The 19,870-nt window shown below is 44.9% G+C and carries 19 protein-coding genes and 1 riboswitch; of the genes, 5 read left to right on the forward strand and 14 right to left on the reverse strand.

The window, feature by feature from the left end; translation table 11 throughout:
- Nucleotides 1-175: 175 nt before the first annotated feature.
- Both F0229_RS20620 and F0229_RS20625 read right to left on the reverse strand, forming a co-directional pair.
- Nucleotides 176-1,543 (reverse strand): TrkH family potassium uptake protein, encoded by a 1,368-nt coding sequence (locus tag F0229_RS20620; protein WP_171733595.1) that lies wholly within the window; start codon nucleotides 1,541-1,543, stop codon nucleotides 176-178.
- Nucleotides 1,544-1,562: 19 nt separating this feature from the next.
- Complete coding sequence (locus F0229_RS20625) at nucleotides 1,563-2,219, reverse strand: TrkA family potassium uptake protein (RefSeq protein WP_017064826.1); 657 nt, start codon at nucleotides 2,217-2,219, stop codon at nucleotides 1,563-1,565.
- A 186-nt stretch (nucleotides 2,220-2,405) separates the two neighbouring features.
- On the opposite strand from F0229_RS20625, the gene F0229_RS20630 reads away from it, so the two are divergent.
- The 3 genes from F0229_RS20630 (at nucleotide 2,406) to F0229_RS20640 (ending at nucleotide 6,644) form a co-directional block, all read left to right on the forward strand.
- Nucleotides 2,406-3,575, forward strand: coding sequence for a mechanosensitive ion channel family protein (locus tag F0229_RS20630; RefSeq protein ID WP_017061743.1), 1,170 nt, complete (start codon nucleotides 2,406-2,408; stop codon nucleotides 3,573-3,575).
- A 93-nt stretch (nucleotides 3,576-3,668) separates the two neighbouring features.
- A complete protein-coding gene (locus tag F0229_RS20635) occupies nucleotides 3,669-5,204 on the forward strand; it encodes a mannose-1-phosphate guanylyltransferase/mannose-6-phosphate isomerase (protein ID WP_171733596.1) in 1,536 nt (511 codons plus the stop codon).
- A 15-nt stretch (nucleotides 5,205-5,219) separates the two neighbouring features.
- A complete protein-coding gene (locus tag F0229_RS20640) occupies nucleotides 5,220-6,644 on the forward strand; it encodes a phosphomannomutase/phosphoglucomutase (protein WP_017061745.1) in 1,425 nt (474 codons plus the stop codon).
- A gap of 110 nt (nucleotides 6,645-6,754) precedes the next feature.
- On the opposite strand, the gene aroG is transcribed toward F0229_RS20640, so the two are convergent.
- From aroG to F0229_RS20660, 4 genes are all read right to left on the reverse strand, one after another.
- Nucleotides 6,755-7,807 (reverse strand): 3-deoxy-7-phosphoheptulonate synthase AroG, encoded by a 1,053-nt coding sequence (aroG, locus tag F0229_RS20645; protein ID WP_017061746.1) that lies wholly within the window; start codon nucleotides 7,805-7,807, stop codon nucleotides 6,755-6,757.
- Nucleotides 7,808-8,120: 313 nt separating this feature from the next.
- A complete protein-coding gene (locus F0229_RS20650) occupies nucleotides 8,121-8,336 on the reverse strand; it encodes a DUF3820 family protein (RefSeq protein ID WP_017064830.1) in 216 nt (71 codons plus the stop codon).
- Between the two features lie 13 nt (nucleotides 8,337-8,349).
- Nucleotides 8,350-9,021, reverse strand: a complete 672-nt coding sequence (locus tag F0229_RS20655; protein WP_017068633.1) for a DUF3313 domain-containing protein — start codon at nucleotides 9,019-9,021, stop codon at nucleotides 8,350-8,352.
- A gap of 100 nt (nucleotides 9,022-9,121) precedes the next feature.
- Nucleotides 9,122-9,475 carry a hypothetical protein gene (locus F0229_RS20660; protein WP_017061749.1) on the reverse strand — a complete coding sequence of 118 codons (354 nt, stop codon included), beginning with the start codon at nucleotides 9,473-9,475 and terminating at the stop codon, nucleotides 9,122-9,124.
- Nucleotides 9,476-9,798: 323 nt separating this feature from the next.
- Nucleotides 9,799-9,888, forward strand: a riboswitch (cyclic di-GMP riboswitch).
- Nucleotides 9,889-9,945: 57 nt separating this feature from the next.
- Between F0229_RS20660 and gbpA the strand changes: the two genes are divergently transcribed.
- Nucleotides 9,946-11,412, forward strand: coding sequence for an N-acetylglucosamine-binding protein GbpA (gene gbpA, locus F0229_RS20665; protein WP_171733597.1), 1,467 nt, complete (start codon nucleotides 9,946-9,948; stop codon nucleotides 11,410-11,412).
- Nucleotides 11,413-11,522: 110 nt separating this feature from the next.
- On the opposite strand, the gene cyoE is transcribed toward gbpA, so the two are convergent.
- Genes cyoE through F0229_RS20685 form a run of 4 tightly spaced genes read right to left on the reverse strand, consistent with a single transcriptional unit; the run spans nucleotide 11,523 to nucleotide 15,037 of the window.
- Entirely contained in the window at nucleotides 11,523-12,497 is a 975-nt protein-coding gene (cyoE, locus tag F0229_RS20670) for a heme o synthase (protein WP_017066082.1), read from the reverse strand.
- Nucleotides 12,487-13,542, reverse strand: coding sequence for a heme A synthase (locus F0229_RS20675; protein WP_171733598.1), 1,056 nt, complete (start codon nucleotides 13,540-13,542; stop codon nucleotides 12,487-12,489). Before F0229_RS20675 ends, cyoE begins: the two co-directional genes overlap by 11 nt.
- A 60-nt stretch (nucleotides 13,543-13,602) precedes the next feature.
- Complete coding sequence (locus tag F0229_RS20680) at nucleotides 13,603-14,211, reverse strand: hypothetical protein (RefSeq protein ID WP_171733599.1); 609 nt, start codon at nucleotides 14,209-14,211, stop codon at nucleotides 13,603-13,605.
- On the reverse strand, nucleotides 14,204-15,037 hold the full coding sequence (locus F0229_RS20685) for an SURF1 family protein (RefSeq protein ID WP_367613547.1): 834 nt from the start codon (nucleotides 15,035-15,037) through the stop codon (nucleotides 14,204-14,206). Before F0229_RS20685 ends, F0229_RS20680 begins: the two co-directional genes overlap by 8 nt.
- 1 nt (nucleotide 15,038) lies before the next feature.
- Between F0229_RS20685 and F0229_RS20690 the strand changes: the two genes are divergently transcribed.
- A complete protein-coding gene (locus tag F0229_RS20690; protein ID WP_171733601.1) occupies nucleotides 15,039-15,269 on the forward strand; it encodes a DUF2909 family protein in 231 nt (76 codons plus the stop codon).
- A gap of 19 nt (nucleotides 15,270-15,288) precedes the next feature.
- On the opposite strand, the gene F0229_RS20695 is transcribed toward F0229_RS20690, so the two are convergent.
- Genes F0229_RS20695 through coxB form a run of 4 tightly spaced genes read right to left on the reverse strand, consistent with a single transcriptional unit; the run spans nucleotide 15,289 to nucleotide 19,713 of the window.
- The gene (locus tag F0229_RS20695; protein ID WP_009845661.1) at nucleotides 15,289-16,173 is read right to left on the reverse strand and encodes a cytochrome c oxidase subunit 3; all 885 of its coding nucleotides are present in this window, start codon (nucleotides 16,171-16,173) and stop codon (nucleotides 15,289-15,291) included.
- A 38-nt stretch (nucleotides 16,174-16,211) separates the two neighbouring features.
- Nucleotides 16,212-16,841, reverse strand: coding sequence for a cytochrome c oxidase assembly protein (locus F0229_RS20700; protein ID WP_017064839.1), 630 nt, complete (start codon nucleotides 16,839-16,841; stop codon nucleotides 16,212-16,214).
- 11 nt (nucleotides 16,842-16,852) lie between these two features.
- The gene (ctaD, locus tag F0229_RS20705) at nucleotides 16,853-18,514 is read right to left on the reverse strand and encodes a cytochrome c oxidase subunit I (protein WP_171733602.1); all 1,662 of its coding nucleotides are present in this window, start codon (nucleotides 18,512-18,514) and stop codon (nucleotides 16,853-16,855) included.
- Nucleotides 18,511-19,713 carry a cytochrome c oxidase subunit II gene (coxB, locus tag F0229_RS20710; RefSeq protein WP_017064841.1) on the reverse strand — a complete coding sequence of 401 codons (1,203 nt, stop codon included), beginning with the start codon at nucleotides 19,711-19,713 and terminating at the stop codon, nucleotides 18,511-18,513. The genes ctaD and coxB overlap by 4 nt, the downstream gene beginning before the upstream one ends.
- Nucleotides 19,714-19,870 lie beyond the last annotated feature (157 nt).

A 19,870-nucleotide genomic window follows, 5' to 3' on the forward strand; every position in this document is an offset into this window, starting at 1 on the left:
ATATATCAAGGAACGCTCAAAAGTCCGCGCAGAGGAAGTCTAAAGAAAACATTACGTTAGACGGAATTTACGCTGAGCTTAGTGCTTAAGGTTCTGTCTATGATAACAACAAAGCCAGCATATCGCTGGCTTTGTTTTTATTTACAGAGCTTTATTTATCAGCCCGTAAACCTAATTAACCAGTCAACACCGTGTCTTCTGGATATTTCAACAAGGAAGGTTCTGGGCGAGCTAGCATATAAGCCAAGGTCAAAGGACCGATACGTCCAATCACCATAACAACAATCATGATGTATTTACCTGGCTCAGTCAGGTTCGCGGTTAAGCCAGCGGTTAAGCCAACCGTTGCAAAGGCTGAAATCACCTCAAACATGACTCGATCAAACGCTGCCTTTTCAGTAAGCATTAACAAAAACATCGCGGTGGTTAATAACGCCCCACTTACCACAATAATGGCCAATGACTTTGTTACCGCTTGCCAAGTTACGGTTCGCTTAAACATCACTACATGTTTCTTCTGGCGTAAAAACGTCCACGTCGCAACAAACGCGACGGCAAAGGTCGAAACCTTAATACCACCACCCGTTGAGGTAGAACCGGCACCAATCAACATCAGTACAATCATTACCAGCAATGCCGGCTGAGTGTATTGAGACAAATCCACACTATTAAAGCCAGCAGTACGAGCACTTGCCGACTGGAAAAATGCGGCTAGCCACTTTCCTTGAGTCGATAGCCCTTCCATGGTTGCTGAGTTATTTCTTTCCAGCAGCCAGAACAATACCGTACCCACCAACAATAAAGTCGGGGTTGCGGTTAGCATAATCTTAGTGTGTAAATGAAGATGTCGAAAACCTTTACGCCAATTACTGGATAGGTCACCCACTACCGTGAAGCCTAAACCACCAAAAATGAACAAAGCCGCGAGCGTAAAAATCACTAATGGGTCATCAACAAAGCTCATCATACTGTCTGAAAACAGTGCAAAACCTGCGTTATTGAATGCAGATATCGCATGAAATAGTGCATAAAAACTGCCCGTTGACCATCCCATCTCAGGTACCCAGCGGAAGCAGAGCAATACAAAACCGATAAATTCAGCCACTAATGCAAAGGTGATGATCTTCTTAACTAATTTACGAAGGTTAATCTTACGATCTTGACCAAGCGCTTCTTTCGCGAGTGCTTGTTGTTTAAGGCTTAACCTAACACCGAACATGTAAAGCAGTACCGCAGATAGAGTCATCTGCCCTAACCCGCCGACTTGCATCAAGAACATCAGTAAGATTTTGCCCGCCAAGGTGAAATGCTCACCGGTATCGACAACACCTAATCCTGTCACACTGATCGCCGAGGTTGCTGTAAACAGTGCATCCGTAAAACTTAGGCCTGTCACAGAGAATACAGGCATCGTCAACAATATTGCAGAGGGGATAAGTACGCCTAAGAAGCTCGTAAGGATAATCTTAGGTTCAGAGCCTTTACGTGGCTTTTTATCACTCTTAAGCGTGTAGAAAGTACCTTTTCGTTTTAACGAATTCATACTGTTACCTTATTGCAAATTACCAATTGCGTAGCTTTCTAGATAAGGTCTCTTTCGGCCCAGCGATGATCACCACATCCCCAATTTCTAAACTCACATCCAATTCTGGTGCTTTAGTGAGGTTCGGCCCTCGCTTGAAGCCAAGTACCTCAACACCATTTTCTTTACACAGCTTAAGATCGCCAAGTTTCTTACCCAACAGTTTAGAACCAATAACAATCTCCGTCATCGCTAAGCCACTGCCAAGGTCGATAAATTCGAGAACGCGTCTGTCCAGTATCTTACGAGCAACACGAATACCCATATCGCGCTCGGGCATGATGATATGGTCAGCACCAATCTTAGAGAGGATCTTGCCGTGGAACTTATCATTCGCCTTAACCCAGACTGCTTTTGCTCCAGATTCTTTCACCACCAAAGTCGTTAGAATGCTTGAGTTAACGTCAGAGCCTATCGACACCATCACCATATCGTAATCATCGAGTCTTAACTCTTTAACTGTCTCCTCGCTTGTACAGTTCGCAACAATCGCTTGTGAAACAAAAGCCGCCGCTTCTTTCACTCGCTCTTCATCAATATCGACGGCCAGTACCTGTGCCCCTGAACTTTGTAGCTCTTTGCAAACAGACAGACCAAATCGCCCTAAACCGATAACTGCATATTGTTTGTCGCTCATTTGAAATCCTGTTTAGAAATTTTAATTACACGGGATAGCCAAACCTACATTAGTTTCTATCTCAAAAAAAGTTAGTTCTGCAAGAATAAGGTTATACTATTGTCATAATCGCTTGATTTATAAAGGTAGAGAACAACTCGAGTTTCTGCTAATTTCCAATTCATAATTTCTGCGGCAGCACACACAATGAATGAATTCATAACCCAAGTACAAACCTACATCAACCAGAGCCATAGTGATTGGGCAAACAGCGTCCTATTCATCACTATTGCGAGTTTTCTCGCTTGGGTAGCTTGGCGAATTATCCATAATCGCTTAGAAATTCTGGTTCAGAAAACCCCATTCCACTGGGACGATCTACTGCTAGAAGCACTAAAAACCCCTGTCAGCACATTACTTTGGTGTTGGCCTGCTACAGTCTCTATCGGGCTAATACTTCAAGACCAGTTTGGCAATGAAATCAATTGGTTAAAAACGCTTAAACACATATTGATTATCTGTACATTCGTTTGGTTTACCTTACGAATGATCACTAACACTGAAGCCTATGTCTTAGAGCAAAAAACCAGAGACGAAACCACTGTACAAGCGATAGCGAAAGTCGCTCGCTTGTTCTTTATGGTGATGGGCGGCCTAACCATTATGCAGGCATTTGGGCTCAGTCTTTCCGGCTTACTCACCTTTGGTGGTGTTGGTGGCTTGATCGTCGGTTTAGCGGCTAAGGACTTACTGTCGAATTTCTTCGGTGGCATGATGATTTACTTCGACCGCCCTTTTAAAGTCGGTGATTGGATACGTTCTCCCGATCGTCAAATCGAAGGCACTGTCGAACGCATTGGTTGGCGCATGACGATCATCCGCACTTTTGATAAGCGTCCTTTGTACGTGCCAAATTCGGTGTTCAGTAGTATTGTGGTAGAGAATCCATCGAGAATGTTGAATCGTAGAATCAATGAAACCTTTGGTCTTCGTTATCAAGATGCAGACAAATTGGCGCTCATTGTTGATGATGTAAGAACCATGCTCGAGACCCACCCAGATATTGATGCCAAACAGACGTTGATCGTTAACTTTGACAAATTTGGGCCATCAACGCTCAACTTCTTTATCTATACCTTCACAAAAACAGTCAACTGGATCAGGTACCACAAAGTGAAGCAAGACGTTCTGTTACAGGTTCTGGCGATTATTCATAAACACAATGCAGACATCGCGTTCCCAACACAGACACTCAAGATTGACCCTCAAGACTTTTCTAATGTTCAAGATCATAACAGCGTTCAAAGCCTAGGTGATAATCAGAATATTAGCGATCCCAAAGACATGTTGAACTCCCCTACGGAAGGTCATCGATAGTCATATCCTTCTTGGTTATCGATAAGTAATAAGCGTGAAGCGTGAAGCGTGGTAATATGATGGCAGTATTCTAATGCACCTAATTACCACGCTATGATTTTACCTGTCATTCTAGCCGGCGGCTCCGGAAGTCGTCTCTGGCCACTGTCTCGCGAGCTTTACCCTAAGCAATTTCTCAATATTGCCGGCGACCAGTCAATGCTTCAGCACACACTTCAACGCCTGCAAGGCCTTGAAGAGCACTTGATGGATAGTAAATGCGATGCCCCATTCATTATCTGTAATGAAGAGCATCGCTTTATTGCCGCTGAACAAGCTCGATCAGCTAACATTCAACATAGTGGTATTCTGCTAGAGCCAGTCGGTAGAAATACAGCCCCAGCCATTGCGCTTGCCGCCCTAAAGGCTTTAAGTAAACCACCGCTTAATGAACAAAGCGCATCCGACCCTATCTTGTTAGTGCTGGCTGCTGATCATCACATCGCGAAAACCTCTGAATTCCAACAAGCGATTAGTCGTGGTGTTGATTATGCAAAACAAGGCAAGCTGGTGACATTCGGTATAACACCTAGCTCCCCAGAGACTGGCTATGGCTATATCAAGCAGGGAGAGCCTCTTTCCTCCAGTGCTCAAACTGATACTAATGGAACAGAGCAGCCAATCAATCACGCCTTCGCCATAGAATGCTTTGTAGAAAAGCCAGACACAGCAACAGCAGAAGAGTACATCCGCTCAGAACAATACTTATGGAACAGTGGCATGTTCATGTTTAAGGCATCACGCTATGTTGAAGAACTCGCCGAACACCACCCTGAGATAGTAGCGGCTTGTAAACTCGCTCTTGCAACGCAAAATACCGACCTCGACTTTATCCGTATAGACGCTGAAGCATTCAAAAGCAGTCCAAGTGATTCAATCGATTACGCCGTGATGGAAAAGACCTCGCACGCCGCGGTGATCCCGATGGATGTCGGCTGGAACGATATTGGCTCATGGTCCGCGATCTGGGATGTAAGCGAAAAAGATCAGCACAATAACGTCATTGAAGGTGATGTGTTAACCGTCGACTCTCAACACAACTACATCCATGCTGAAAATAAGCTGGTTGCGACGGTAGGTGTCGACAACCTGATTATTGTCGAAACCAAAGACGCTATATTGGTTGCAAATAAAGACAGGGTTCAGGGTGTTAAATCGATTGTCAGTCAACTAAATCAAGCGGGTCGCACAGAACATGTGCATCATCGTGAGGTGTTTAGACCTTGGGGTAAATACGATGTTATCGACCTAGGCAAGCGCGACAAAGTTAAACGTATCACCGTTAAACCCGGTCACAAGTTGTCGTTACAAATGCACCACCATAGAGCGGAACATTGGGTAGTCGTGGCGGGTACTGCGAAAGTGACCAACAATGAGAAAACCTATCTGGTTGAAGAAGATCAATCCACTTACATCCCTTTAGGTCATATTCACAGCCTAGAGAACCCAGGGGATCTCCCACTCGAGATGATTGAAGTACAAACAGGCAGTCATTTAAGTGAAGGCGACATCATTCGATATCAAGACAGTTATAGGCGAGACGTGCGCAAGCAACAAGTCCACTCATCAAAGCACAACCAAACGAAATAAAGCAGCGACAAATCGATGAAACCAACATTAGACCTAAACTGCTTTAAGAACAACGATATCCGCGGCGTCATTGGTAAACAAATCAATGAGCCACTCGCCTACCTGCTCGGTAAGGCATTTGGCGAATACGTCCTATCCGCTAAGCCTGAAACCTCACTCGATGGTTTGGCGCAGGTAGTGATTGGTCGTGATAACCGCAAAACCTCCCTGTCATTACAAGAAGCCATGACCAAAGGCTTAATCGAGTCAGGGATTACCGTCATTGATCTAGGTATGACTGGCACTGAAGAGGTCTACTTTGCGACTCGTTACCTAAAAGCGATTGGCGGAATACAAATCACAGCCAGCCACAACCCAATCAATTACAACGGCATGAAAATGGTCGGTGTAGACGCTAGCCCTATCAGTAAAAACAGTGGTTTAGATGAAATCAAACGACGCATTGAAGAACTTAATCAAGAGCTGAACTGCAATTTACCGTTCGTTCATGCACAACCAAGTAACTCTAGTAGATCGAACAGTATTCTTGCTCCGTACGTCGAGCACCTACTCTCGTACATAACCCCATCAAAGCTGTCACCGATGAAGATTGTGGTTAATGCTGGGAACGGTGTTGCAGGACATATCATTGATGCTTTAGATAATAAATTTAACGAACTCGGTGTCCCTATCACCTTCATCAAAGTTCATCATAACCCTGATGGAAACTTCCCAAATGGTATTCCAAACCCTTTGATTAGAGAGAACCAAGCAGCCACTCGAGATGCCGTTTTAGAGCATTCTGCCAACCTTGGAATTGCTTGGGATGGAGACTTCGACCGATGCTTTTTCTTTGATGAGCAAGGCGATTACATCGAGGGTTATTACATTGTAGGGTTGCTTGCTGAAGCATTCTTGGTCAAACAGCCTAACACGACTGTATTGCACGATATGCGCATGACCTGGAACACAATTGAAATCGCAAAAACGCATGGTGGAAAAGCGATTGGAATTAAAGCAGGACACGCACTGATCAAAGAGAAGATGCGTGAAACGAATGCCGTCTATGGGGGCGAAATGAGCGCACACCATTATTTTCGTGATTTTGGATATTGCGATTCAGGCATGATTCCTTGGCTATTGGTTATCGAGCTGATGTCGAAAACTCAACAATCTCTTCACCAATTAACGAGTACTAGTATAGATAGATTCCCCTCTTCCGGGGAGATTAATCGAAGAGTCTCAGACCCAGAGCAGGTCATGGCTTGCGTGTTATCGCACTACCAAGATAATGCCGTTGAGATCGATCACACAGACGGAATCAGCATGAATATGGGCTCATGGCGCTTCAACTTAAGAAAGTCCAATACCGAGCCATTAATACGCCTTAACGTTGAAACCAAACAAGATAAAGCTTTACTGTCACTTAAAGTCGACGAGTTACTGTCTTTTCTCATTTAAGAATACAGACACTTCCAGTTTTCAACTAAGATCCACAAAAAAGCCCTTATTAGCTGTTGCTAACTAAGGGCTTTGAATTTTCAGTAGCTTAATCGCTGACTGTAATTAGTCTATTTGTTACGACGAGCTTCAACAGCGTCTGCCAGCTGGCGAAGTACTGTTTCAGTGTCTTCCCAACCAATACACGCATCAGTAACAGATTGGCCGTACGTTGCAGCTTTGCCCTCAACCAGGTCTTGGCGACCTTCAACAAGATGAGATTCAATCATCACACCAAAGATAGCTTTGTCGCCACCAGAAATTTGTGCGCTTACGTCATCAGATACGTTCATTTGACGCTTAAACTGCTTAGAGCTGTTTGCGTGGCTGAAATCGATCATCACTTTTTGTGGAAGACCAGAAGCTGCTAGCTCTTCTTTAATCTTACCAACGTGTTCTGCGCTGTAATTTGGCTCTTTGCCACCACGTAGGATGATATGACAATCAGGGTTACCTGCTGTTTCAACGATAGCTGAGTGACCGTACTTAGTTACTGATAAGAAGTGGTGAGAAGCGCTAGCAGAGCGAATAGCATCTGTTGCAATCTTGATGTTGCCATCAGTACCATTCTTAAATCCAACTGGGCAAGATAGGCCAGAAGCCAGTTCGCGGTGAACTTGAGATTCTGTAGTACGTGCGCCGATTGCACCCCAGCTGATTAGGTCAGCAACGTATTGAGGCGTGATCATGTCTAGGAATTCGCTTGCCGTTGGCATGCCCATGTCAGTTAGGTCCAGCAGTAGCTTACGTCCTAGACGAAGGCCATCATTTAGCTTGAACGTATCGTTCATGTACGGGTCATTTATTAGACCTTTCCAACCAACAGTTGTACGTGGTTTTTCAAAGTAAACACGCATTACGATTTCAAGGTTATCACCAAGTTCGTCGCGCAACACTTTCAAACGTTTACCGTACTCAAGAGCAGCTTCTGTGTCATGAATAGAACATGGGCCGACAATAACAAGCAAGCGATCATCGCTCTCTTCTAAAATATTGTGGATCGCTTTGCGGCTTTCAAAGGTTGTAGAAGAAGCAACTTCTGTCGCTGGAAACTTTTCTAAAACAGCAACAGGGGGTAATAACTCTTTTACTTTGTTAATTCTTACATCATCAGTCTGGAACATTGCTTACTTCTTCCTTTTTTCTATCCTTGAGCTGAATGTACGTTGTCTCACGTCACTTTCTATCAGCACTAATCTTCTTGTTCCCTGTAACTTAACTAGTAAAAACTCTAGTTTCAATCACTAATTAAAAATAAACGCAATTTTTTTTGTGTTTTATATTTAAAACACCCTGTATACCATTATTTACACGCTATCGATTGCGTATTTTATAGCAAGGTAAGAAGAGCCATTCTTCAAGCTACATCATGCATGTAAAATTGTGTCGAACTCAAAAACAAAAAAGCTCACGTGATCAGCGTGAGCTTTTATTTAATTACATTCTTTTCAATGGCTTGATGACACTATCAAGCCCTTCAATTTTCAGAGCAAGGCACAGTTTCAATAAATCGCCGAGTTCACCAGACGGGAATCCCTTTTTATCAAACCACAGCAAATATTCTTCAGGTAAGTCAATCAGTGTACGACCCGCGTACTTTCCAAATGGCATCTGCATTCGAGCCAACTTAATCAGGTTCTCTTTCTCTAGCATTATTCGGTCTTTACTATGCGTCATCTATGTTGTGTAGAGTATCACCTAAACGTTCAACCCAATAGTTGATCGCGTCTTTGGCATCATCCAGCGAATCAATCATGGTTGAAAAATCTTTGTTACCCGCTTCACGGTCGATGGCTGCAAACAGTGGTGTGCCCTCTTGAGCATCACTGACCAATAACTCTACACTCGCACTCCCAACATTGGTGTGCTCACCAGTCGTGACCTTAGATATGGTTGACATCGCAAGGCCAAACGGCAGAACGCTGCTCGTTACAGCTAAGAGCGGATTGGGCGTTTCAACGTTACTCAGAGCGATACTCAAGCGGAGCGTTTTTCCTGTCGGTTCATCGACAATCGTTTTATGAGGCGATATTTTATCTTCCAAGCGCGCAACCATGTGCTCAGTGAGTTCCTGAATCTCTTCCTGATCCAACGAACCTTCTTCTGCTAAAACAAAAATTTGGTCGATCACTACAGAATCGTAGTCATCTAACTTGGATTTCAAACGCTGCGCGTCACGTAGCCCAACCCTTGCCCAAACCAAGTCGACGCCTCCGTCAGGCCCAGCCTGAAAATCTTCGTAGCTGGTAAATTTAGTAGCGGTTCTAATTGGGCCGCCTGCACAACCAAGCAAGAAAATGCTGGTTGCAACAAGCAAAAGGACTTTTAAAGGGTTCATAACGCACTTAGTCAAAATTAAGGAATCTAATTAAGTATGACATACCCTATGTGAAAAGGTTGTAGAAAAAGGGGGTTAAAAATCAGAGCTAACTCTAAAATTAATCATGTTGAACAGTGTGTGCGTACTCTACAATTACCTGATTTCCTTCAATATAAGCATTTTGGATCTCACCATCAACACTCATTCTACTTTTCAGGTAGACCACTTTAGGCCCAGACTCATTGCCCTCTTTCAGCGAGGGGAATACATTCCTTGGTTCCAAATGAAGTAAACGACAAAAGTGACTAATGAAAGACATGGTTAATGGCGTCTCTCCTCTTAGCACTCTTGAGAAATCAAGCTGGTTCATGCCTAGCTTTTTTGAAAACTCCATCTGCGTAATTCGCATTCTCGATTTTTGTGACATCCACGTTTGATACAACGCGTCTCTGTCTAGTTCTGTGAATTCCATACCGGCTCCTTTATATAATTCATACCAATCAATTGTCCGGTTTTTCATACATGGCGTGTCAGGGTTCGGTTAGTGGAAACCAAAGGTTTGGTTTTGATATGCGCACAATTGTTGTACAGAGCGAAGCGAAACAACCCAAATTCATTCACTAAAACGATTAGAGCAAATACTTTCTTTATTTATATCAATAATTCATACGTTAACGAACTAAACATATAGCAAGTTAATTTGTATCAAGAATTAAAAGTTCGAGATTGGCATTCCACATTTCAATCGATTGATTCGCATTTATAAAACTGGTTGGCTACATTTCGATTGCTCAAACGCACTTCTGGCAAACTATTTGAAAGAATAGGACGCAAAGCCACCGGTCTGTCGACAAATATTCTGTCTATGATAGCGGGGCCGCCACTTAATAGAATTTAAGTGTAAATGCATGCCGGGGTGTTCTCTTTTTTGTCGGACAAATAATGAAACAACTCAAAAAAAAATCACTCATCGCGCTATCGCTTCTTAGCGTAAGCGGTGCAAGCTTCGGTCACGGTTATGTCTCGGCATACAACAATGGCGTAGCTGAGAGCCGTGTTGCCCTATGTAAGTTCCCTGCGAGTGATACGCAAGAGAAAAACACCAACTGTGGTGGTATCCAATACGAACCACAAAGTGTAGAAGGCCCTGAAGGCTTCCCAGAAGTTGGCCCTGCTGATGGGAAAATCGCCAGTGCGCAATCTTCTTTAGCAGCAGCACTAGACGAACAAAAGGCAGACCGCTGGGTTAAACGCCCTATCAAGTCTGGTTCTCAATACTTCGAGTGGACATTCACAGCTAACCACAAGACTCGCGATTGGAAATATTACATTACTCAACCCGACTGGAATCCAAACCAGCCGTTGGCTCGCAGCTCTTTTGACTTAACGCCATTCTGTGTTGTTGAAGGCAATATGGAACAGCCACCGATGCAAGTCAGTCACTTGTGTAATGTGCCAGAGCGTGAAGGTTATCAAGTGATCCTTGCCGTATGGGATGTAGGTGACACTGCAGCGGCTTTCTACAACGTTATCGACGTGAAATTTGATGGTGACGGCCCTATCATTCCTGATTGGGATCAAGGTGGTCAAATCAACCCGACACAAGACCTGAATGTTGGTGACGCTGTTTATACGCGTGTATTCGACCAGTCTGGTGAGAACGCTTCATACAGCACTGAGCTTGTGATTGAAACTTCTGAACAAGGCAAAGCCAATAACTGGTCTTACGCGCTTGCTTCTAAGATCAACCAAGAGCAGACGCAAATCAAAGCAGGTCAATTGAACGACCAAGGCGATTTCGCGCCAGTATACGGCACGAACCCTGTTTATCTAAAAGCAGGATCTGGCTTTAACAGTGTAGAGATCGGTTACAAGATCGATACTCCAGAACCCGAGCATGATCTTGAAGTCTCGGGCTTAGAATCAGAGTACATTATCGATGAGAGCCAACCTACTCAGCTTGATCTTACGTTAGCGGCAACAGGCGATATCCAAGCTGAGCTTACCGTGTACAACCATCACCGTGAAGCACTTGCATCTCAGAAATCGGACCTAACAGACGGACAAGTTGAAGATGTTCAACTGACTCTTTCTAAGTCTGAAGCTGGCCACCACATGCTTGTGGTTGTGACGAAAGATGACCAAGGTAACTTAGTGGATCAGAACACGCTTGATTTTCATCTAATGGACGAGCAAACGCCGCCACCAGCGGGCGATTACGACTTTGTGTTCCCAGAAAGCATTGAATCTTACACTGCAGGAACAAAGGTTCTGAGCAGCGATGGTGGTGTTTATCAGTGTAAAGAGTTCCCATACTCAGGTTACTGTGTTCAATGGGCTCCAACAGCAACTCAGTACGAACCAGGTGTAGGTTCACACTGGCAAAGTGCTTGGAACAAAGTGGACTAAGTACTCGCTAGATACTTACTTTGTATTGGGTGAGTTTTAGTCATCAACCAAACAAAAACGGATGCCCAGAGCATCCGTTTTCTTATTCAGCAACAGCAGAAATGCGGTTATCAAAGTAGATAGTGGTCTGCCAACAGAGCCACAAACAAGATCATGAGATGATAGATGGAGAACTTAAAGGTCTTCATGGCCATATTGGGTTCATCACGATATTTCAGTACCCAAGCGTGATAAACAAACCCGCCGTTGAGTACCAATGAAGCGCTCAGATATATCCAGCTGCTCATGCCGACCAATACAGGCAATATACACACGATGCTAAGCAAAAAGGTATACAGAAGAATAGACGTCTTGGTGTATTCGATTCCGTGAGTCACAGGCAACATGGGGATGTTCACTTTGGCATACTCATCACGACGATGAATTGCCAACGCCCAGAAATGAGGAGGCGTCCAAATAAAGATGATCATCACCAACAACCAGGCATTTGAATGCAGCTCGTTGGTGACTGCCGTCCAGCCCAATAACGGTGGCATTGCGCCAGCTATCCCTGCAATTACGATGTTCTGTGGCGTCGCTCGCTTCAAGTACATGGTATAGATGACCGCATAGCCCAATAAACTTGCAAAGGTTAGCCAAGCCGTGAGTTGATTGACCCACACCACTAACGTAGCGAACCCAAATAAGCCGATACCTGCTGCAAAGCTAAACACACGCACACTACTCAGCTCACCGGATGGTAAAGGGCGTCGATTTGTTCGAGTCATCTGGCCGTCGATCTTTTTATCGATCAAATGGTTAAACGCAGCCGCTGAACCTGCCATTAACCCTATCCCAATCATTCCGAACAAAGTTTGTTGCAAAGGCAATCCATTCGGCACGGCCAAACACATCCCAACCAATGCTGTCAGCAACATCAAAGCCACCACTTTAGGCTTAGTCAGCGTTAAATAAACTTTCCAAGTGGCTTTGTTTTTTTCAGCCTTTTCGTTACTTAAAGTTATGTCATTATTGGCTGTTATCTTATGAGTTAAGGCTGCGTCTTGAGCCACCACTTCATACTGTGTTGACGTTCTACTGACCATGATTACCTCCTTGTAATACACTGTTCTTCACCAAGCTCTCACTCGGTTTGCGTTGCCACACCACAAAATTGGTTACAACCATGCTGATGAGCAACATTGCTGCGACTAGGTTATGCAAAACCGCAACTGAGATTGGCAGGTGAAACCATACATTACTGATCCCAAGGCTGATTTGAGTAAACAACACTATTGCGACAATCATGCTCAGCTTTTGGTGAGGCACTTGGCCAAACTTCCATAACTGGTACACGACCATCAGCACCGTTAATGTCGCCACAATAGCCCCGAACCTGTGCATGACATGTATGGTAAGCCTCGCGGGATACTCCAACACACCAAACTCATAGTTATCATGTCCGTGTTGAGCAAAATCGAACGCATTTTTGAAATCGAGGTAGCTCATCCAGTTACCTTCACAAATAGGCAATTGGGTACACACCAAAGCGGCATAGTTTGACGATGTCCAACCACCAAGCAGTATCTGCCCAACCACAATGAGTAACCCAAACAACGCCCAAAATTTAAGTGTTGGAGAATAAGAAGCCTCGCCAAAACGGCTTTGGAATTGAGACAAACGGCAGTAGAGCAGACACAACAGTGACAGCAACGTGAAGCCCCCCATCAAATGCGCCATAACCACAACGGGCATCAACTTAAGAGTCACCGTCCACATTCCAAGCAAAGCCTGAAAAATCACAGTGGCAGAGATAAGTAATGGAAGACCAACTGGTGTGATGTTCTTTTTAATACACCAAGCTACAACGACAAAGATAAGCAACCCTAATGTTCCTGCAAAGTAGCGATGGATCATCTCTACCCACGCTTTGTCTGCTTCAAGAGATCGCTCTGGAAATTGCAGATTGGCTTGACTCACCGCTTGGGCATCAGACGGAACGGTGATCTTACCGTAACAACCCGGCCAGTCAGGACAGCCAAGGCCAGCATCAGACAGGCGTGTATAAGCTCCGAGAACAATCACGGTAAGGGTTAACAAGATAGTTAATCTCATCACAAGCATCAGTAAATCAGGGGCTTTATTCTGCATCACTTATCTCCCTATACTTATTCCCTTTCGCTGCTTAAGCTCAAGCATTTGCGCCATCAACTACCCAACTCGTGACAGCTTAAGTAGCTTTCTTAAATCATGAATCATACCTTTGGATTGCCCGACTAACTGCGACGGTTCCGACACGCTTTTGTACTCCATAACCAACTGTCCTAGCGGGTCAATAATGACAATAGAAGCCGGCGCAAACTCGGTGCTTAACTGATCGCCACCAGCTAACAAAGACAGATCCGGCTTATCAAGCGAACCCGATAACGAGTTGCCTTCCGATACAAAAACAACGGCCGTCACTCGCTCTTTGTTTTTCCCTAACGCTAAATAACTTTGATTCAAATAATGGAGTTGTTGTTCACACAAGCTTTCGCACTCCATCGGCGCGATATACCCCACAACCCAACCCTCTCCAGCCATGGGTACCGTTACGCCGAAATCCGCTAGTGTAGTTCTTGGTTCGACCAATTCGCCCGAGTTAGTGACACCTGACGTATACCAATTCTGATCCAACACAGTTTTGGCGATAATGGCTGGCAAAGCGAAAATTAAAACGAGTCCGATTAATACCAAGCGTCCTTTAGTACGACGGCTTCTGAGCTCAGCCATGTTTGCCTCGGTAATTTCCCTGTTCACTTGTGCTTGAGATTTATCCATCCTTATTCCTCGTGATAGGTGTTGCTTTTAGGTACCGATAGCCAATCAACAACATCAAAAACAAAAGTACCGCAGCCATAACAAACCATTGAAATGAGTAACCAAAATGCTTCTCAGACCTCATCGCCGTTGGACGCCATAACATTTCATAGGGCCATGAATCTAAACTCTGAGGTTGGAAGACAAAGGGCAGCACTTCTTGTCCTGTATACTGTGATAACGCTGCTATGTTTAGGTTTTGGATTCTATTCGGTGTCGTATTTTCTAAACCCAACTCATGACTTAAAGGATTAATTGAGCGTGTATACAAGCGCCCTGACATTTTGGTTGGTACAGTGATACTTCCTAATTGCGGTAGTTCTCTTCTGTCATTACTTGCCGGAACAAACCCAAGATCGATCAATAACTGCTTTTCGTGTAAAAGCTGGTTGCCTTGCTCTTTAGATTGAACCTCACCCAACATGTAAATCACATACCCCACCGTTCCTTGGTTAATCTGATTGTCTAACAAGACCACCAAACCACTTGGTATTTCCAATTCAACATCAACCTTCAAACCATTTAAAAACTGCTGTTCAGATGTACCTTGGGCTTGTGTACGCGAGCCCTTCCATTCAGAGATAACCGTGTCCAATGACCTAAACGATTGCTGCGCTCTTTCTGATAGTTGCTGTTCATAACGTAATTTCTCGTTACCACGATCGAGTTGCCATAAACCTAACTTGATTAAAGCGCCGACTGAAACCACAGTTAAAACAACCGCTATCCAAAAACCTTTACTGCGGAACTTGTGTTCATCATCAATCAATCGGTTTGGAGTTATCACTATGGCGTCATCTACCTTTGTTCTGTTATTTAAAGTCGTATTGGTCGCTTTGCTGTTTTTTATCGCTTTCAATTTGATGAAAGGCCTAACCCAAATCGCCTCAGGTAAACACAATGGAAAAAGACTCAGTTACTTCTTGGGTCGTCGTGTCATGTGGTCAGCCGTTGTCGTGCTACTATTATTACTTGCTTTGGGATCAGGAGTGATAACTCCCAACCCTCGCCCCTATTAATCCCCTATAGGCTCAATCGTTAAAGTACATAAACAAACACAAACAGGCCCAACCAAACCACATCAACAAAGTGCCAATACCAACTGCCCGCTTGGAACGCAAAGTGGTCTTTCGGAGTGAAGTGGTCTTTCGCAACCCTTGCCAGCAACACAATCAAAAAGATCGTCCCTAAACAGACATGTAAGCCATGAAACCCAGTAAGCAAAAAGAAGGTATTACCGTAGATGCCAGACTGAAGTGTCAGCCCCATCTCTTGATAAGCGTGAAGATACTCTTCAACTTGGAAGAACAGGAAGAAGCCAGCCAGAACAATGGTTATCTCCAACCACACGATCAAAGCCATACGCTTATTTTGTTCAAGACTGATATGTGCCATGTGCAGCGTCACAGAGGAAAGCAGCAGAATAATGGTGTTCTTAAGCGGGATACCTTGCCAAGGCATGGCTTGTGTCGTTACGCCATCAGGGGTCGTCGTTAGTGGCCAAATTGATTGGAACATCGGCCACAATACTTCATGGGTCATTTCATTATTGCCCGCACCACCAATCCAAGGCACAGAAATCATTCGAGCATAGAAAAGCGCGCCAAAGAAAGCGCCAAAGAACATGATTTCGGAAAAGATGAACCAACTCATTCCTTGTCTAAAAGAACGAGAAATCTGCTCAGAATAGAGACCACTCAATGATTCTGTGATCACATTGCTAAACCAACCTGCGAGCATGTAAAGCAGCACAGCAAACCCGACTAACAACACCGCTTTGCCAAACACACCACCTGCGGCGTCGGTACCCATGTTTTGCACCGTCAAGCCAGCGCCAACCGCGACCAAAAACAGTGCTACAGCACCCACCAATGGCCAGTGACTTTGATGTGGAACGAAATACACTTCCTTTTTAGAACTCATCGCTCAACTCCTTATGTTGATACTGGTTCTGTAAATTCCTAGTTACTTGCGAGTACGTTAGGCTCAGATTTATTGGCCGCAGCACCCACCTCATTCGTGATATTGAATAATGTGTAAGAGAGCGTCAGCGTATGTATCGATTCTGGAATATCTGGCTCAATGTAAAATATCAAACCCATTTCTGCGCTCTTGTGCCCGTCCAATGGCTGCTGATTAAAGCAAAAGCATTCCATCTTATTGAAGTAGGTTGCCCCCATACCTGGAGAAACCGACGGTACGGCTTGGCCAACCAATGAGGCTCCAGAAAGGTTTTTGGCAATGTAGTTAGTTTGAACCACCTCACCAGGATGAACCTCTAACACTCGAACTTCAGGCGAAAACTGCCATGGCATATCTGGCTTGATGTGGGACATGAATTCGACTCGAACCGTACGAGAGTAGTCTGGCTGCATTCCCTGAGGTTGCACCGCTGAAACAGTATTAGTTTTGCCATTGATGCCTAAGGCCTCACACATGACATCGTAGAGCGGCACCAAAGCGAAACCGAAGCAAAACATCGCAACCACGCTCAACACCAAGTAGCCCGTCAGCTTTTTGGTCGATCGCTTATTAGACAGGCGCTTAGGTTGTTTTTTATCTTGATTGGGATCGCTTTGCTTATCACTCATGGTTCTGCCCTCTAATCCACTTTCGGCGGATGGGTAAAGGTGTGGTGAGGCGCAGGGCTTGGTACTGTCCATTCAAGACCTTCAGCTCTATTCCAAGGCTTACTTGGCGCAGGCTCTCCCCCTCTTACGCACTTAATCGCTAGCCATAAGAAAATTAGCTGAGACAACCCAAACGCAAAACCACCAATCGACACGACTTGGTTAACGTCAGCAAACTGAATCGCATAATCAGGAATACGACGCGGCATACCCGCTAACCCTAAAAAGTGCATCGGGAAAAACAGTACATTAACTGAAATCACCGACGTCCAGAAATGCCACAGGCTGAGCTTATGGTCGTACATATGTCCGGTCCACTTAGGCAGCCAATAATAGGCAGCAGCCATAATCGAGAACACGGCACCGGTTACCAGAACATAATGGAAGTGAGCCACAACAAAATAAGTATCGTGGTATTGGAAATCAGCTGGCACGATAGCGAGCATCAATCCAGATAACCCGCCAATCGTAAACAAAACAATGAAGGCAATCGCAAACAGCATTGGTGTTTCAAAGGTCAAAGCACCCCGCCACATGGTCGCCACCCAGTTGAAGACTTTCACACCGGTCGGCACCGCTATCAACATGGTGCAATACATGAAGAACAGTTCGGCAAATACTGGCATACCCGTGGTGAACATGTGGTGTGCCCAAACCAAGAATGACAACAGTGCGATACTACAGGTCGCATAAACCATCGAGTGATAACCAAACAGGCGCTTACCACTGAATGCAGGGATGATGGCTGAGACAATACCAAAAGATGGCAAGATCATGATGTACACTTCGGGGTGCCCAAAGAACCAGAATATGTGCTGGAACATCACCGGGTCCCCACCACCAGCGGCATCAAAGAAGCTAGTCCCAAAATACTTGTCAGTCAGTACCATAGTCACAGCCCCCGCGAGAACGGGCATCACGGCTATCAGCAAGAAAGCGGTAATTAACCATGTCCATACGAACATCGGTAGCTTGAACCAAGTCATACCCGGAGCGCGCATGTTCACTATGGTTACGATGACGTTAATCGCCCCCATGATCGAACTGATCCCCATAATATGAACTGAGAATACGAATAGCGCGGTACTGTCTGGGCCATAAGTTGTCGAGAGTGGCGCGTAGAAGGTCCAACCAAAGCTCGGGCCGCCACCCTCTGTAAACAAAGATCCGATTAAGATTAGAAACGCAAAAGGCAAGATCCAGAAACTGAGGTTGTTCATTCTCGGCAGCGCCATATCTGGTGCACCGATCATCATCGGAATCATCCAGTTAGCCAAACCCGTAAATGCAGGCATTACGGCACCGAATACCATGATTAAACCATGGACTGTAGTCATCTGATTGAAGAATTCTGGCTCAACGAGTTGCAAACCCGGTTGGAACAGCTCCGCACGGATCACCATCGCCATTGCGCCGCCCGTTAAGAACATTGCAAAGCTGAACCACAAATAAAGTGTACCAATGTCTTTATGATTAGTTGAATACAGCCAACGAGCCCAGCCTTTAGGTGCCGCATGTGAATCGTGATCATCAACAGGCAAATCATTATTGCCCAAGGTGCCTTCCGCAGAATGGCTCAGTACTTGATCTTCTGCTGGAGCCGATTTCACCGGCTTATTGATTGGTGAACTCATAACTGATCCTTAGCATCATTTTGTGCATCATCCGTTGAGCTTTCAGAACTGCCTTCTTGCTTCGCCTTATAAGCGTTGATATCTGAGGCCTGAACAATATCGCCGGTATCATTACCCCAAGCGTTTCGTTGATAAGTTACTACCGCTGCGATCTCTTTCTCGGTTAACTGATTATCGAATGCTTGCATCGCCGTACCGCCACGACCATAAACAATTGTGTCGATATGAACATCCACATCACCAAGGGCAATAGGACTTCCTTTGATGGCAGGGAATGCTCCAGGAATGCCCTCACCGTTTGCTTGGTGACAAACCGCACATCGAGTTTTGTAAACCTCTTCACCGATGGTATTCAACTCCGCCAAGGAAAGTGACGCACCTAATGCATCTTTTGCGGCTTGTTGTTCGGCTATCGCTAACTCTTTCTGCTCCGCTAGCCATGCGTCAAACTCATCTTCTTCCATGGCATGCACCACGATCGGCATGAAACCATGGGCACGACCACACAACTCTGCACACTGCCCTCGGTAAACACCAGGCTCATCTATCTTAGTCCAAGCCTCATTAATAAAGCCCGGAATGGTATCTTTCTTAACGGCGAATGCTGGCACCCACCATGAGTGAATCACATCATCGGAAGTCATCAAGAAACGGACTTTACGGTCAACAGGCAGTACCAGCGGCTTATCAACTTCTAGCAGGTAATGCGCGCCTTTCACTTCGAGGCCTTCAATCTCTTTGTCACTGGTCGCTAGAAGGCTGTAAAACTCGACGTCTTCACCAAAATAGCTGTAATGCCATTTCCATTGTGACCCGGTGATTTTAACGGTCAGATCTGATTGGGAGGTATCTTCCATCGCTATTAAGGTTTTGGTGGCGGGTATCGCCATAGCGATGAGAATGATGATAGGGATGATGGTCCAAAGAATTTCGACTTTCGTGCTTTCGTGAAAATGGGCAGCAACTGCGCCCTTCGATTTCCTGTGCCTCAAAATCGAATAAAACATCACACCAAAAACAACAAAGGCAATCGCACAACAGATGTAGAAGATCAGCATATGAAGTTCATACACCTTACCACTGATCTCAGTGACGCCTTGAGTCATGTTGTAATCACTGCTAGCGTGCACTAAAGGCGATACTAAAAGCACAACAAAACTCTTCAAAAGCCACGCTAGCCTAACCAGTAATCTTTTCAAAAGATCTCTCCTTGTCCTTCCTAATTGGATACTTGCGACCTAAATGTCGTTGCGAACTGGACAACATTCATTGTTATTCCGGCTACACATGAAAAGGCTGAATCTCAATCTACAACTCACACGGAACTAGCCTGTGAGCAGGCTACTGACCTCATAT

It is taken from the genome of Vibrio sp. AIC-3 (genome assembly GCF_013114515.1).
GTDB lineage: Bacteria > Pseudomonadota > Gammaproteobacteria > Enterobacterales > Vibrionaceae > Vibrio > Vibrio crassostreae_C.

Bases quoted from the DNA above. Each gene is read 5' to 3' on its own strand.
- gbpA (WP_171733597.1), top strand. From the start codon at position 9,946: ATGAAACAACTCAAAAAAAAATCACTCATCGCGCTATCGCTTCTTAGC.
- F0229_RS20620 (WP_171733595.1), bottom strand. From the start codon at position 1,543: ATGAATTCGTTAAAACGAAAAGGTACTTTCTACACGCTTAAGAGTGAT.
- F0229_RS20650 (WP_017064830.1), bottom strand. From the start codon at position 8,336: ATGCTAGAGAAAGAGAACCTGATTAAGTTGGCTCGAATGCAGATGCCA.
- ctaD (WP_171733602.1), bottom strand. From the start codon at position 18,514: ATGAGTTCACCAATCAATAAGCCGGTGAAATCGGCTCCAGCAGAAGAT.
- aroG (WP_017061746.1), bottom strand. From the start codon at position 7,807: ATGTTCCAGACTGATGATGTAAGAATTAACAAAGTAAAAGAGTTATTA.
- F0229_RS20655 (WP_017068633.1), bottom strand. From the start codon at position 9,021: ATGAACCCTTTAAAAGTCCTTTTGCTTGTTGCAACCAGCATTTTCTTG.
- F0229_RS20635 (WP_171733596.1), top strand. From the start codon at position 3,669: ATGATTTTACCTGTCATTCTAGCCGGCGGCTCCGGAAGTCGTCTCTGG.
- F0229_RS20625 (WP_017064826.1), bottom strand. From the start codon at position 2,219: ATGAGCGACAAACAATATGCAGTTATCGGTTTAGGGCGATTTGGTCTG.
- F0229_RS20700 (WP_017064839.1), bottom strand. From the start codon at position 16,841: ATGAGTGATAAGCAAAGCGATCCCAATCAAGATAAAAAACAACCTAAG.
- F0229_RS20695 (WP_009845661.1), bottom strand. From the start codon at position 16,173: ATGAGTTCTAAAAAGGAAGTGTATTTCGTTCCACATCAAAGTCACTGG.
- F0229_RS20675 (WP_171733598.1), bottom strand. From the start codon at position 13,542: ATGCAGAATAAAGCCCCTGATTTACTGATGCTTGTGATGAGATTAACT.
- F0229_RS20640 (WP_017061745.1), top strand. From the start codon at position 5,220: ATGAAACCAACATTAGACCTAAACTGCTTTAAGAACAACGATATCCGC.
- F0229_RS20660 (WP_017061749.1), bottom strand. From the start codon at position 9,475: ATGGAATTCACAGAACTAGACAGAGACGCGTTGTATCAAACGTGGATG.
- F0229_RS20680 (WP_171733599.1), bottom strand. From the start codon at position 14,211: ATGGATAAATCTCAAGCACAAGTGAACAGGGAAATTACCGAGGCAAAC.
- F0229_RS20690 (WP_171733601.1), top strand. From the start codon at position 15,039: ATGGCGTCATCTACCTTTGTTCTGTTATTTAAAGTCGTATTGGTCGCT.
- F0229_RS20630 (WP_017061743.1), top strand. From the start codon at position 2,406: ATGAATGAATTCATAACCCAAGTACAAACCTACATCAACCAGAGCCAT.
- cyoE (WP_017066082.1), bottom strand. From the start codon at position 12,497: ATGGTCAGTAGAACGTCAACACAGTATGAAGTGGTGGCTCAAGACGCA.